The 13,823-nt window shown below is 71.2% G+C and carries 14 protein-coding genes and 1 pseudogene; 10 read left to right on the forward strand and 5 right to left on the reverse strand.

Going from position 1 to position 13,823, the window contains the following annotated elements; translation table 11 throughout:
* The first annotated feature begins 102 nt into the window (after positions 1-102).
* A complete protein-coding gene (locus tag OG430_RS40595; RefSeq protein WP_327357670.1) occupies positions 103-1,044 on the forward strand; it encodes a LysR family transcriptional regulator in 942 nt (313 codons plus the stop codon).
* A 26-nt stretch (positions 1,045-1,070) separates the two neighbouring features.
* On the opposite strand, the pseudogene OG430_RS40600 reads toward OG430_RS40595, so the two are convergent.
* Positions 1,071-1,304: pseudogene (locus OG430_RS40600) on the reverse strand (amidohydrolase family protein); the annotation flags it as partial.
* Positions 1,305-1,427: 123 nt separating this feature from the next.
* On the opposite strand from OG430_RS40600, the gene OG430_RS40605 reads away from it, so the two are divergent.
* The 7 genes from OG430_RS40605 to OG430_RS40635 all read left to right on the forward strand — a co-directional run bounded on the left by OG430_RS40605 (position 1,428) and on the right by OG430_RS40635 (position 7,888).
* A complete protein-coding gene (locus tag OG430_RS40605; RefSeq protein WP_327357671.1) occupies positions 1,428-2,288 on the forward strand; it encodes a HipA family kinase in 861 nt (286 codons plus the stop codon).
* On the forward strand, positions 2,285-2,668 hold the full coding sequence (locus OG430_RS40610) for a DUF3037 domain-containing protein (RefSeq protein WP_327357672.1): 384 nt from the start codon (positions 2,285-2,287) through the stop codon (positions 2,666-2,668). Before OG430_RS40605 ends, OG430_RS40610 begins: the two co-directional genes overlap by 4 nt.
* A gap of 158 nt (positions 2,669-2,826) precedes the next feature.
* Positions 2,827-3,588, forward strand: coding sequence for a 3-oxoacyl-ACP reductase FabG (fabG, locus tag OG430_RS40615; protein ID WP_327357673.1), 762 nt, complete (start codon positions 2,827-2,829; stop codon positions 3,586-3,588).
* Between the two features lie 43 nt (positions 3,589-3,631).
* The gene (locus OG430_RS40620; protein ID WP_327357674.1) at positions 3,632-4,387 is read left to right on the forward strand and encodes an SDR family oxidoreductase; all 756 of its coding nucleotides are present in this window, start codon (positions 3,632-3,634) and stop codon (positions 4,385-4,387) included.
* A gap of 171 nt (positions 4,388-4,558) precedes the next feature.
* Positions 4,559-6,178 carry an ABC transporter substrate-binding protein gene (locus tag OG430_RS40625; protein WP_327357675.1) on the forward strand — a complete coding sequence of 540 codons (1,620 nt, stop codon included), beginning with the start codon at positions 4,559-4,561 and terminating at the stop codon, positions 6,176-6,178.
* Positions 6,179-6,285: 107 nt separating this feature from the next.
* Positions 6,286-6,990 (forward strand): uracil-DNA glycosylase, encoded by a 705-nt coding sequence (locus tag OG430_RS40630; protein WP_327357676.1) that lies wholly within the window; start codon positions 6,286-6,288, stop codon positions 6,988-6,990.
* A gap of 415 nt (positions 6,991-7,405) precedes the next feature.
* Complete coding sequence (locus OG430_RS40635; RefSeq protein WP_442816645.1) at positions 7,406-7,888, forward strand: hypothetical protein; 483 nt, start codon at positions 7,406-7,408, stop codon at positions 7,886-7,888.
* Between the two features lie 60 nt (positions 7,889-7,948).
* Here the strand turns inward: OG430_RS40635 and OG430_RS40640 are convergent, their stop codons facing one another.
* Together OG430_RS40640 and OG430_RS40645 are read right to left on the reverse strand one after the other, a co-directional pair.
* Positions 7,949-8,497: a hypothetical protein gene (locus OG430_RS40640; RefSeq protein WP_327357678.1), complete on the reverse strand. Its 549-nt coding sequence runs from the start codon at positions 8,495-8,497 to the stop codon at positions 7,949-7,951.
* A 322-nt stretch (positions 8,498-8,819) separates the two neighbouring features.
* Positions 8,820-9,410, reverse strand: coding sequence for a TetR/AcrR family transcriptional regulator (locus tag OG430_RS40645; protein WP_327357679.1), 591 nt, complete (start codon positions 9,408-9,410; stop codon positions 8,820-8,822).
* Positions 9,411-9,491: 81 nt separating this feature from the next.
* On the opposite strand from OG430_RS40645, the gene OG430_RS40650 reads away from it, so the two are divergent.
* Positions 9,492-10,700: an FAD-dependent monooxygenase gene (locus OG430_RS40650; protein ID WP_327357680.1), complete on the forward strand. Its 1,209-nt coding sequence runs from the start codon at positions 9,492-9,494 to the stop codon at positions 10,698-10,700.
* Between the two features lie 31 nt (positions 10,701-10,731).
* A complete protein-coding gene (locus tag OG430_RS40655) occupies positions 10,732-11,646 on the forward strand; it encodes a Gfo/Idh/MocA family protein (RefSeq protein WP_327357681.1) in 915 nt (304 codons plus the stop codon).
* Here OG430_RS40655 and lnt read toward each other — a convergent pair.
* Both lnt and OG430_RS40665 read right to left on the reverse strand, forming a co-directional pair.
* Positions 11,561-13,177: an apolipoprotein N-acyltransferase gene (lnt, locus tag OG430_RS40660; protein WP_327357682.1), complete on the reverse strand. Its 1,617-nt coding sequence runs from the start codon at positions 13,175-13,177 to the stop codon at positions 11,561-11,563. The genes OG430_RS40655 and lnt overlap by 86 nt on opposite strands.
* A gap of 163 nt (positions 13,178-13,340) precedes the next feature.
* Entirely contained in the window at positions 13,341-13,808 is a 468-nt protein-coding gene (locus OG430_RS40665) for a nuclear transport factor 2 family protein (RefSeq protein ID WP_327357683.1), read from the reverse strand.
* Positions 13,809-13,823 lie beyond the last annotated feature (15 nt).

A 13,823-nucleotide genomic window follows, 5' to 3' on the forward strand; every position in this document is an offset into this window, starting at 1 on the left:
GCCACCGAGGATCAGGGAAATCGATTGTATGGATAGCGTCCATCCATCTGCCAGATGTTTGCTGGTCAGCGCTGTCCGACGCCGTACAGCAAGGGAAAGCCCGTGAATCTGGCCCGTCTGGACCTCAACCTTGTCGTCGCGTTGCGGGCCCTGCTGGAGGAGCGCAACGTCACCCGTGCCGGGCAGCGCGTCGGACTGAGCCAGCCCGCCATGAGCGCCGCGCTGTCCCGGCTGCGCCGGCACTTCGACGACGACCTGCTCTCCCGGGTCGGCGGCCACTACGAACGCACCGCGCTCGGGCAGGTCCTGCTCGAACGCACCTCCACCGCCTACGACGTCATCGAGAGGCTCTTCGCCAGCCAGGCCACGTTCGACCCGGCACATGAGAGCCGGGAGTTCAAGCTGGTGGCCTCCGACTACGCCGTCGCCGTCTTCGGCGCCGAACTCGCCCGCGTCGTCCACGAAGTGGCCCCCGGCGTCCGGCTGCGCTTCACCCAGACACCGCCCACCGTGGTCGACGACACCACGACCCTGCTCAGCACCGTCGATGGACTGCTCATGCCGCACGGCGTGATCAGCGACTTCCCCGCCACCGACCTTTACGACGACCGGTGGGTCTTCGTGATCGCTGATGACCACCCGTCCGTCGCGGACCGGCTCACCAGGGAGGACCTGGCGGACCTGCCGTGGGTCACCTACCAGCGGACGTACGACGCACCGGCCGTCCGCCAGCTCGGGATGCTCGGGGTGGAGCCGCGTGTGGAGGTGTCCGTCGACAGTTTCCAGCTGCTGCCGCTGCTCGTGGCCGGCACCCGGCGGATCGCCATGGTCCAGGCACGGCTCGCCCGCCTGCTCGCACCGATCGCCCCCGTCCGCGTCGTGGAACCTCCCTACGAGGCCGTGCCCCTGCAGGAAGCGATGTGGTGGCATCCCGTGCATACGCACGACGCCGCGCACATCTGGCTGCGTGAGATCGCCGTGCGAGTCGGGGCGGGCCTGCCCCAGCAGCCGCAGGGCGGACCGGTCGAGGGCAGCGCCGGGTGAAGGGGGGTGCCCGGTTTCCTCCGGCGTCAGGTCCCGGAAACCACCGCACCGCCCTGGATGATGTGGCGGAAGTGTTTCGGCTCCGCCAGAACCCCGAGGTCCGCCAACGGATCTCCGTCCACCACCAGTAGGTCCGCGTGCGCGCCCACGGCCAATGTCCCGATCTCCCCGGTCAGGTTCAGCAACTCCGCCGCGGTCGACGTTGCCGAGCGGATCACCTCCAGCGGCGTCTGGACCTCGCCGCGCAGGCGGAACTCGTGGTTCTGGTGGCGAAACTCCCCAGATACTCCCCAGTGTCAACGCCTGGCCACTTGTGAGGTGGCTGGCAACTCCCGGGGCGTACCTCGGGTTACCGGGCTCTGTCGGCCGTATAGCCTGGGAAAATGCTCACGGAAGTAACTGCTACCCGCTATGTCACACCCCTGCGAGAGGGTGGATCTTTGCCCGGTTTGGTCGAGGCGTCCGACTTGGGCACGTACGTCATGAAGTTCACCGGAGCCGGACAGGGCCGCAAGACCCTGGTCGCCGAGGTCATCTGCGGGCAGCTCGGGCGCCGGCTCGGTCTGCGCGTTCCCGAACTCGTGCAGATCCAGCTGGACCCCGTGATCGGGCTCTCGGAGCCCGACGAGGAGGTGCAGGAACTGCTCAAGGCGAGCGGCGGGCTGAACCTCGGGATGGACTACCTGCCGGGGTCGATCGGCTTCGACCCCCTCGCCTACGAGGTGGCGGCGGGTGAGGCCGGGCAGGTCGTGTGGTTCGACGCGCTGATCAACAACGTCGACCGGTCCTGGCGAAACCCCAACATGCTGGTCTGGCACGGCGAGCCCTGGCTCATCGACCACGGCGCCAGCATGATCTGGCACCACAACTGGAAGACGGCCGGGGCCTCGGCGGCCAAGCCCTACGACGCCTCCGACCACGTGCTCGCGCGGTTCGCCCCGGACGTCGCAGCCGCCCACGACGCGCTCGCGCCCCAGGTCACCGAGGAACTGCTCGCCTCGGTCGCCGCCGACGTGCCCGACGAGTGGCTGGTCGACGAGCCCGGCTTCGAGCACCCCGACGAGCTGCGCCGCGCGTACGTCGATGTGCTGCACGCGCGCGTGCAGGGTCTCGTCGAGCGGATCAGCCTGGCGCCCCTTACCGAGCGCAAGCCGCAGAAGGCGCCCGGCTGGCTCACCGACCACCTCCCCGCCTGGCCGCACCCCACCAAGAACGACCGCACGCACAGCGAGGACGGCCAGTGACTGAGCGCGACGTCTTCGAGTACGCGGTGCTGCGCGTCGTCCCGCGCGTGGAGCGCGGGGAAATGTTCAACGCCGGCGTGCTGGTCTACTGCCGCAACAAGACCTTCGTGGCCGCCCGTACGCACCTGGACGAGGGCAAGCTCCGCGCCCTGGACCCGGACGCGGACGTCGTGGGCGTACGCGCCGCGCTGCGGGCCGTCGAGGGCGTCTGCCACGGCGGCGAGGCGGCCGGGCAGGCGGCCCGGGACGACGCCGGGCGGCGCTTCAGATGGCTGATCGCACCCCGCTCGACCGTGGTCCAGCCCGGCCCGGTGCACACCGGGCTCACCCTGGATCCGGAGGCCGAGGTCGAGCGGCTGCTCGACCTGCTTGTGCGCTGAACAGGCGCTGCTGAAGGCTTGTGGAAGCCCTGGGATCCGGTGGGCCGTTGACACCGGGTGCCAGGGCTTCTAGCGTCTCGTCTGCTGAGGGTACTAAGCGGTCGCTCACCTGAGGGCGTACCGCCGGGGCCGCAATCCAAAGGGCGAGGAGAACCAGCATGTCCACCACCGAGCAGCGGGTAGCCGTCGTGACGGGCGCCGCACGAGGCATCGGCGCCGCGACCGCCGTACGCCTGGCCGCCGAGGGCCGCGCCGTGGCCGTCATCGACCTCGACGAGGCCGCCTGCAAGGACACCGTCGAGACCATCACCGCGGCCGGCGGCAAGGCCCTCGCGGTGGGTTGCGACGTGTCCGACGAGGCGCAGGTCGAGGCGGCCGTCGCGCGCATCGCCGCCGAGCTCGGCGCGCCCACGATCCTCGTCAACAATGCGGGCGTGCTCCGCGACAACCTGCTGTTCAAGATGAGCGCCCTGGACTGGGACACGGTCATGAACGTGCACCTGCGCGGCGCCTTCCTGATGTCCAAGGCCTGCCAGAAGCACATGGTCGACGCGGGCTTCGGCCGCATCGTCAACCTCTCCTCGTCCTCCGCGCTCGGCAACCGCGGCCAGGTCAACTACGCCGCCGCCAAGGCCGGTCTGCAGGGCTTCACCAAGACCCTCGCCAAGGAGCTCGGCAAGTTCGGCGTCACCGCCAACTCGGTCGCCCCCGGCTTCATCGTCACCGAGATGACCAAGGCCACCGCCGAACGCGTCGGCATGGGCTTCGAGGACTTCCAGGTCGCGGCCGCCTCCCAGATCCCGGTGCAGCGCGTCGGCCGGCCGGAGGACATCGCCAACGCCATCGCCTTCTTCACCGGCGACGCGGCGGGCTTCGTCTCCGGGCAGGTCATGTACGTCGCCGGCGGCCCGCTCAACTGACGCCCCGACGACCACCCCTCAACGAACGCTAAGGACAAGGGACATGACGGTGCAGGACAGCGGGAAGGCCGCGCTCGTCACGGGCGCGAGCCGCGGCATCGGATACGGCATCGCCGAGGCCCTGGTGGCCCGCGGCGACCGGGTGTGCATCACCGGCCGCAACGAGGACGCGCTCAAGGAGGCCGTCGAGAAGCTCGGCGCCGACCGGGTCATCGGCGTGGCCGGCAAGGCGCACGACGAGGCACACCAGGCCGTCGCCGTGGAGCGCGCGATGGAGGCCTTCGGACGGGTCGACTTCCTGGTCAACAACGCCGGTACGAACCCGGTGTTCGGGCCGATGGCCGACCTCGACCTCAATGTGGCGCGCAAGGTGTACGAGACCAATGTGATCTCGGCGCTCGGCTTCGCCCAGCAGACCTGGCGGGCCTGGCAGTCCGAGAACGGCGGCGCGATCGTCAACATCGCCTCGGTCGCGGGCGTCTCGCCCTCGCCGTTCATCGGCGCCTACGGCATGAGCAAGGCGGCGATGATCAACCTCACCGTGCAGCTCGCCCACGAGTTCGCGCCGAAGGTGCGGGTCAACTCCATCGCGCCCGCGGTCGTCAAGACCAAGTTCGCGGCTGCGCTGTACGAGGGCCGCGAGGAGGAGGCGGCAGCGGCGTACCCGCTGGGCCGGCTCGGCGTGCCGGAGGACATCGGGGGCGCGGCCGCGTTCCTGACCTCCGCGCAGTCCGACTGGATCACGGGGCAGACGCTCGTCGTGGACGGCGGCATCTTCCTGAACGCGGGCGTCGGCTGATCCGCTGCGCGCCGCAGGACCAATACGGGCGTCGGTGACGAACCCCGCGCAAGTCTCCCGTAGGAGACGTTCCCGCACATCAAGTGCCCTGCCGATCCTAGGGGTTGGACCGGCGGGGCACTGCGGTAAGGTCTGCCAACCCCTTGGCAAGGCCGATCGAGGAGCGTGCGCGTGTTCAACCGGACCCGATGTCTGCGGGCCGCTGCGGCACTTGCGTCCGTATCCCTCCTTGCTGGATGCGGACTGCTGCCCTCCGGTGGGGCCGACGGCGAGGACGTCATCGTCGTCGGGACCACCAGTGCGCCGAGCACGCTCGACCCCGCCGGGGCCTGGGACGGCTCCTGGGAGCTGTACCGGAACGTCTTCCAGACCCTGATGAGCTTCCCGACCGGCAGCACCATGCCGGAGCCCGAGGCGGCGGAGAGCTGCCGGTTCGAGGACAACACCAACAAGACGTACACGTGCAAGATCCGTGACGGTCTGACCTTCTCGGACGGCGACGCGCTCGACGCCAAGGCCGTCAAGCACACCTTCGACCGGACCAAGAAGATCGCCAATGCTCCGGACGCGCCTCCCGGCCTGCCGGGGACGATGATCTCCAACCTCGAGAACGTCGAGGTGAAGGGCGACCGTGAGGTGACCTTCCACCTCACGAAGGCGGACGCGACCTTCCCGTTCGTGCTCGCGACACCCGCCATGTCGATCGTCGATCCGGCCGAGTACCCGGCCGACAAGCTGCGTACGGGCACGGAGCTCACCGGTTCCGGGCCTTACGCCCTCGACGACTACAAGGTGTCCGACGACAAGGACGCCCGCCCGCTCGAGGCCGTGCTCGTCAAGAACGAGAACTACAAGGGGCCCGCCGACCGCAAGAACAGCGCCGTCACGATCCGCTACTTCCAGGACTCGGCCGGCATGGTCGACGCCCTGAAGGCGAAGCAGATCGATGTGACGTTCCGTGGTCTCGGCGCCCAGGACATCGTCGATCTCAGGACCCACGACCCCGAGGCCGGGCTGCAACTGGTCGAGGGCGCGGGCATGGAGATCCGGTATCTCGTGTTCAACCCCGAGGACACCTGGACGAAGAACCCGGCCGTCCGCAAGGCCGTCGCGCAGGTCGTCGACCGCGGGGCGATCGCGCACAACGTCTACAAGGACACCGTCGAGCCGCTGTACTCGATGGTCCCGGCGGGCGTCGCCAGCCACACCACCGGCTTCTTCGACACCTTCGGCAAGCCGAACGCGGCCAAGGCCAAGAAGATCCTTACTGAGGCGGGCATCAACCAGAAGGTGCCGCTGACGCTCTGGTACACGACCGACCGGTACGGCTCGGTCACGCGCCCGGAGTTCGAGGAGATCAAGCGCCAGCTCGAGAAGTCCAAGCTCTTCGACATCACGCTGAAGAGCCGCTCCACGTGGAAGGTGTACCAGGGCGAGTACGCCAAGGGCGAGTACCCGGTGTTCGGCCGTGGCTGGTTCCCCGACTTCCCGGACCCGGACAACTTCATCGCGCCCTTCGTCGGCGAGCACAACGTGCTCGGCACGCCGTACAACCTCCCGAAGATCGTCAACGAGCTGCTGCCCCAGTCCAGGCAGGAGGCCAAGCGGGCCAACGTCATCCCGGCGTTCAGGCAGGCCCAGGAGATCCTCGTGAAGGACGCGCGGCTGCTGCCGCTGTGGCAGGGCAAGCAGTACGTGGCGGCCAGCGAGGAGATCGCGGGCGGTGAGCGGGCCCTCGACCCGTCGACGATCATGATGATGTGGGAGCTGCAACGGAAGACCAGCTGGTAGTACGCGGCTTCGGCCGGGGTTGCACGACCCCGGCCGGGCGCGGCGCTGTCAGTGGCCGAAGGTAAGTTCTGTGGTCGAGAAGTGACCGCACACCGGAGGTTGTTGACGTGACGGACCCGACCTACTCAGCGCTGATCCCCGAGTCCTGGCGCGAGGTGCTCGGCGAGGAACTGGACAAGCCCTACTTCAAGGAGCTCACCGAGTTCGTCGAGCAGGAGCGCGCGAACGGGCCCGTCTTCCCGCCCCGCGAAGAGGTCTTCGCCGCGCTCGACGCCACGCCGTTCGACCAGGTGAAGGTGCTGGTCCTCGGGCAGGACCCGTACCACGGCGAGGGCCAGGGACACGGTCTGTGCTTCTCCGTGCAGCCGGGCGTGAAGACCCCGCCGTCGCTGCGGAACATCTACAAGGAGATGCAGGCCGAGCTCGGTACCCCGATCCCGGACAACGGCTATCTGATGCCCTGGGCCCGGCAGGGCGTCCTGCTGCTCAACGCGGTGCTCACGGTCCGCTCCGGCGAGGCCAACTCGCACAAGGGCAAGGGCTGGGAGAAGTTCACGGACGCGGTGATCCGCGCGGTGGCCGAGCGCCCGGACCCGGCGGTGTTCGTGCTGTGGGGCAACTACGCGCAGAAGAAGCTCCCGCTGATCGACGCCGAGCGGCACGCGGTGGTGAAGGGCGCGCACCCCTCGCCGCTGTCCGCGAAGAAGTGGTTCGGCTCGCAGCCCTTCACCCAGATCAATGAGGCGGTCGCCGCGCAAGGGCACCTGGCGATCGACTGGCGGATCCCGAATCTGGCCGAGACCGACGCCTAGGGCGTGAGTCGGAAGTCCCGTCGTCCGCCCGGAGGGCGGGCCTTGCGCCCGCTGCGAGGGGGGCACCTCCCTGCTCGAGCGAAGCCGAGCGCTTGGGGGAAGCTGGTGTCCGCGGTGCGTGCTCTCGGCGTGCCGGCCGGAAGGCCCCGTCGATGGACCGGACGTACTGGGGCTTTCGGCCGGTGCGGCGAGCGGGGGCACCTCCCACGCTCTTGAGGCAGTGGGGGCGTGCCGGGCGTCGCGGGGCAGGAGGGACTTCCGACACGCGCCCCAGGGGCCGAACGGCCGGGCGGGCCCCGGGTGTGGGCCCGCGCCTGCCCGCGATTGTCAGTGCTGCCAGCTAGCGTCATCAGTGATCGGCGATGGTCTGACGAACCTGGTTGACGGAACAGCCCGACGGGCGTGGTCGACCGACATGGAGGACGCAGTGGCGGAGCAGCAGGAACAGGCGGCGGGGGACGCGGTCATGACCAGGATCGGGCAGGTCACCATGCTGCTCCACGCCGGCGACCGGGAAGAGGCCAGGGACCGCTACCTCGACCTGTGGGCGGAGATCGGCGAGACCGGGGACCCGCTGCACCGCTGCACGCTGGCGCACTTCATGGCGGACGCACAGGACGATCCCGCGGACGAACTGGCCTGGGACCTGCGGGCGCTGACCGCGGCGGAGGTGCTGACCGACGAGCGGGTGGAGGAACACCACCAGTCGCTCGCGGTCCGCGGCTTCTACCCGTCACTGCACCTCAACCTCGCGGCGGACTACGTGAAGCTGGACCGCAGGGACGAGGGGCGGGAGCACCTGAGGCAGGCGCGGGCCGCGATCGGGGCGCTGGGCGACGACGCGTACGGGGACGGGATCAGGGCGGCGATCACCCGGCTGGAGGGCGAGCTGGGGTAGGGCACGGGCCGTCGTGGCGGGGAGACCTCGCCGGCCGCCGTCGGCTCAACTCCCGTGGGCTCAACTCCCGTAGGTGTCACGGCAGATGCGGGCCTGCGGGCTGTTCGGGTCCCAGTCGCCGTACTGCTCGCCCAGGCCGCAGACATCGGGGCCGGCGGCGGGCGCGGCCGACGGGGGTCGGGCGGGGCGGGAGCCGGGGCTTGCGTGGCCCGAGCCGGTGCCGCCCGTGGCCCTGCTGCCGCCGTCGGCCCCGTTGTTGCCCTTGGATGTGACGTCGCCGCGCGCTCCGGCCCCGTGTTCGCCGCGCCCTTCGGCCCCGCGCGTTCCCGCGCCGTACGGGGCGCGCCCCTTCGCGGGCGAGGAAGCCGTGGTGCGCTCCTCCCGCACCTGCTCCTCCCGCACCCGCCCGTCCCCGGCCGGCTCGATCAGCTCCAGCGCCTCCCGGGCCGGGGCCTGCACGATCTGCGGCTCCGCCTCGCGCTGGGCGCGCGGCGCGCCGTTCGGCGAGGAAGCGGCCGCGGGAGCGCGGTGATCCGGCGAGGCCGGCGCCCGCACGGAGACGCAGCCGGAGACGGCGGCAGAGGCCGCCACCGTGATGAGCAGAGCCACAGAGGTCGTCGTTCGATGCACCCGCGCAACTCTGCTGTGTCACAAGGGCTTTGGGGGTGCGGACGAGCGCACGTTGCCCCACACGGGTGACGCCCGGCCGCCGCCCCGGCGGGGAGAGCGGCCCTAGGGCCTGTCTTCAAACTCCCGCCTGCCCCGCGACGCCGCAGTGACATCAGCTGCTGCCGCAGCGGGCGCACGCTCGCCGCACCGGGCGAAAGCCCAAGTGCGTCCAGTACGAGGACTTCCACCCGGCACGCCGAGAGCACGCACCAGACGCCGCAAGGCCGCCCTTCGGGCGACGACGGGAGTTTGAAGACACGCCCTAGTCCCCCAGCATCCCCCGCAACAACTCCAAGAGCCCCAGCCGCAGCTCCTCCACGGTCGGCGTCGTCGCGTGGAACGAGCCCGCCGCGCACGAGAACATCAGGCCGTCGCACCAGGCCACGAGGGACAGCGTGTGCCGCTCGGGGTCCTTCGAGCCCGCCGCCCGCAGCAGCGCGGTCAGCGGCTCCCGGAACTGGGCGCCGGCCCGGTCGTAATAGGCCCGCAACTCCGGCCTGCGCGTCGCCTCCAGGGCCAGTTCATAGCGCGAGACCACCAGGTCCCGCTCCTCGGCCACGGACCGGTGCAGCGCCACCGCGAGCCCCTCGGCCAGCGACTCCAGGCCGCCCGCCGGGTCGGGCATCTCCTGCGGGGTGAGGACCCGCGCCTCCCGCTCCGCCTGGCGGCGCACCGCCGCCTCCAGGAGGGCGAGCCGGGTGCGCGCGTGGTTCGACGTGGACCCCTGGGGCAGCTCGGCGAGCTCGTCGACGGCCCGGTGCGTCAGCCCTCGCATGCCGCGCTCGGTGAGCAGTGCCAGGGCGGTGTCGGCGATGAGTTCGGCGCGGGCGGCGCCGGAGATGCGTACGGCCATGAGGAACACCCTACCCGCCCGCACTACATCTGTAGTACGGTCGAGACATCGCCACTACACCTGTAGTTCGAGGGAGAAGTCATGTCACACGCAATCGTCATCGGCGGCGGAATCGGCGGCCTCACCGCGGCCGTGGCACTTCACCAGCAGGGCTGGAGCGTCACCGTCCTGGAGCGCGCCGCCTCCCTCGAACCGGTCGGCGCCGGCATCGGCCTCGCCCCCAACTCCCAGCGCGCACTGGACGTCATAGGCCTCGGCGACCGGGTCAGGGACCTCGCCGGCTGGGCCGGCGACGGCGGAATGCGCACCGCGCGCGGTCGCTGGCTGGCCCGCACCAGCACCGCGGCGATCCAGGCGAGGTTCGGCGGTTCACTCATCGCGGTCCACCGGGCCGAACTCGTCGACATCCTCACCTCCGCCCTCCCGGCCGGCTGCCTGCGCACCTCCGCCGCGGCCCGTCTCGTGGACCCGGGCGGCGCCGACCGCCGAGCCGTCGTCAGCACCGGTGGCGAAGAGCTCGAGGCCGACCTCGTGATCGGCGCCGACGGCATCAACTCGGGCGTGCGCAAAGTGCTCTTCCCCGACCACCCGGGGCCCGTCTACTCCGGCTTCACCGCCTGGCGCATCGTGCTCGACGCCCCCGATCTCTCCTTCGAGCCGCACGAGAGCTGGGGCCGCGGCCGCATCTGGGGCACGCACCCGCTCAAGGGCGGCCGTATCTACGCGTACGCCGCCGCCGTCACCCCCGAGGGCGGCCGTGCCCACGACGACGAGCGGGCCGAGCTCGCTCGCCTCTACGCCGGCTGGCACGACCCGATCCCGGCGATCATCGAGGCCGCCGACCCGGCGAAGATCCTGCGCAACGACGTCCGGCACATGGCAGAGCCGCTGCCCGCCTACCACCACGGCCGCACCGCCCTGCTCGGCGACGCCGCGCACGCCATGCCGCCGACCCTCGGCCAGGGCGGCAACCAGGCCATCGAGGACGCCGTCGTCCTCGCCCATCACGCCCGCTCGGCCGCGGACCTCGACCTGGCGACGTACACGGAGGAACGCCTCCCGCGCACCGGCGCGATCGTCAAACAGGCCGTACGCACCGCCAAGTTGGAGATGCTGGACAACGCCGCGCTCGGCGCCGTCCGCAACGCCTTCATCGCCTCCGTCTCCCGTCTCGGTCCGAATTTCATGATCAAGTCGATGGAATCCGTCATCGACTGGCGGCCCCCGCAGGCCACGTATGCTGCAACGACAGGACAGACAGGACAGGTGGGGTCCGGCCGCCAGGCGTGAGCGCCGGGGTCCCGGAGGCAAGGAGAAGCGCGTGAAGATCGGCTGTATCGGGCTCGGCGACATCGCACAGAAGGCCTATCTGCCGGTCCTCACCACGATCCCGGGCGTCGAGCTGCATCTGCAGACCCGCACCCCGGCCACCCTCGCCCAGGTCGCGGCCACGCATCACATCCCCGAAGCGCAGTGCCACACCGATCTCGACGCGCTGCTCGCCCAGGGCCTCGACGCCGCGTTCGTGCACGCGCCGACCGCCGTCCATCCGGAGATCGTCACGCGGCTGGTCGAGGCCGGTGTGGCGACGTACGTGGACAAGCCGATCGCGTACGAACTCGCCGACGCCGAGCGCCTCGTGGAGCTCGCCGAGGAACGGAACGTCAGCCTCGCCGTCGGCTTCAACCGGCGGTTCGCGCCCGGCTACGCGCAGTGCGTCGAGCACCCGCGCGAGCTGATCGTGCTGCAGAAGAACCGGGTCGGGCTGCCTGAGGACCCGCGCTCGCTGATCCTGGACGACTTCATCCACGTGGTCGACACCCTGCGCTTCCTGGCGCCGGGGCCGATCGACGACATCGGGGTGCGGGCGCGGATCAAGGACGGCCTGATGCACCACGTCGTGCTGCAGCTGGGCGGGGACGGATTCACCGCGCTCGGCATCATGAACCGGCTCTCCGGCTCCACCGAGGAGATCCTCGAGGTGTCCGGGCAGGACACCAAGCGCGAGGTCCGCAACCTCGCCGAGATCGTCGACCACAAGGGCCAGCCGAGCGTGCGCCGCCGCGGTGACTGGGTCTCGGTGGCCAGGCAGCGCGGCATCGAGCAGGTGGTGCACGCCTTCCTCGACGCCGTACGCGCGGGCAAGGTGCTCAGCGCCCGGGACGCGCTGGCGACCCATGAGCTGTGCGAGCGGGTCCTTGAGCGAGCTCTGGAGAGCGCCGGGCAGGGCGCCTGAGCGCGCGCAGGCCCTCGACCGCGCACAGCACGGCGAGGACGGCGAGCGCCCCGTACACCGGCCAGGCGCCGAGCCGGGCGAAGGGCGTCAGACCGGTGGCGAGCGGGACGTCGTAGACCGCGGCCGCGCTCTCGTCGGTGCGCAGGGGTTCGCCGATGCGTTCCCCACCGGGCCCGAAGACCGCGGATTCGCCGGTGAGGGTGGCGTGCACCATCGGGCGGCCGTTCTCGGCGGCCCGGATCGCGGCGAGGGACGCGTGCTGCTCGGGGGCCCAACTGCCCTGGAACGTCGAGGTCGAGGACTGGGCGAGCAGCAAGTGGGCGCCCTCGCGGGTGAGATGGCGGCTCATGTCGGGGAACGCCGACTCGAAGCAGACCAGCGGGCCGATCTTCAGGCCGCCCGCGACCGGCATCACCACCGGCCGGGTGCCGCGCACGCGGTCCTCGCCCGCCGCCTTGCCCACGGACGTGGCCCAGCCGAGCAGGGCGCGGGCCGGAATGTACTCGCCGAAGGGGACCAGACGCATCTTGTCGTAGCGGTCGCCGGTCGGTCCGTCCGGGCCGATCAGGACCGACGACTTGTAGATGCCGGGCCGGTCGGAGCGGCGTGCGTCCACGTTCACCAGGATCTCGGCGCCCACGTCCCGGGACAGCCGGGCCAGGCGCCGCGCGAGCTCGGGCCGCTCGGCCAGGTCGTCGCCGACGCTGGACTCGCCCCACACCACGAGGTCCGGGTGCCGGCCGGCCAGGGTGCGGGTCAGCGCCTCCTGCAGGGCGAAGCGCCGGTCAGCGCCGCCGATGCCGTCCACGACGCCGGGCTGCACGACGGCGATACGGGCCCGGCCCTCACGGTGCGGGGTCGGGGCCCAGATCCAGATCGCCCCGGTGACGACGGCCGTGGCGACGACCCCGGCGGCCGCGGGGACCCGGGCCGAAGGGATCGCGATCAGTACGGCGAGGCCCGTGTTCACCGCCACGATCAGCAGGCTGACCAGCCAGACACCACCGATCGACGCGGCCCGCAGGGCGGGCGTGACCTGCCACTGACTCGATCCGAGCAGCCCCCAGGGGCCGCCCAACCCCTCCCAGGAACGGACCAGTTCGACCATCAGCCAGGCGGCGGGGATCACCAGCAGGGCGGCCGCGGCACCGGCCCGTGACGGCTCCCCGAGCTGATGCCGGACCAGCCAGCCCCAGGGCGCCCAGAGCAGACCGAGCAGCGCGGCGATCACGACGGTGAAGACGTGCAGGCTCGGCAGCAGCCAGTGGTGCGCCGCGAGCATGAACCCGAGGCCGCCGAGCCAGCCGTCGAGGGCCGCGCGGCGCCCGGTGGGGGCCGACCTGGCGAGCAGCAGCCAGGGCACGAGGGCCACGTACGCGAACCACCACCAGGACGGCTCGGGGAAGGCCAGGGCGGGCAGCGCCCCGGCGAGCAGGGCGGCCGTGCCGCGCCACCAGGGGGAGGCGAGCCGCGCCCCGGCCCGGCTCCGCTTGCCGGCCCCTTCGGCCCCGTCGTCTTCGGTTGGGCCCATGCCGCGCCTCCCATGCCCCAGACGACGCTCGGTCCGTACACGGCCAGTGTGCGCTTCGTTCGCGATCTCCGACAGGGCGCGTCGGGCCGGGGCGGCGGCCCCGGGTCAGCCCCCGGCGAGCTGGCCGCTCATGCGGCGCCACTTCTCCTGCGGCGGCCCCGGGTCAGCCCCCGGCGAGCTGGCCGCTCATGCGGCGCCACTTCTCCTGGACCACGACCCGGGTGACCCGCCAGCCGACCCGGGTGCGCAGGACGGAGAAGGTGTACCTGCCGCCGCACTCGAAGTCGGGGTCGGCGCCCTGGGGGTCCATGCGCATGGGGTTGTAGTAGTCGGCGCGGACCTGGGCGGTGTCCCCGACGTTCCCGTCGACGATCTCGAAGCGGATCTTCCGGTTCACTATCAGGTGCTGGCGCATCGGGAACATCTGCAAGGTCTCGGCGAGCCAGTCGGCGACCTCGCGGGCGCCGCCCTCGATGCCGCCGGCCGAGCTGTAGTCGGCGCGGCCGTCCGGGCTGAACAGGGCCTGGTAGGCGGTCCAGTCACTGTCGTCCACGGCGCCCGCGTAGTCGGTGATCAAAGCGTCGATGGCCAGCTGGTCCATCACGGTCGCAAGGTCCACGCGCTGTGTCATCGGGTCAGTGTTGCC

It is taken from the genome of Streptomyces sp. NBC_01304 (assembly GCF_035975855.1).
Taxonomy (GTDB): domain Bacteria; phylum Actinomycetota; class Actinomycetes; order Streptomycetales; family Streptomycetaceae; genus Streptomyces.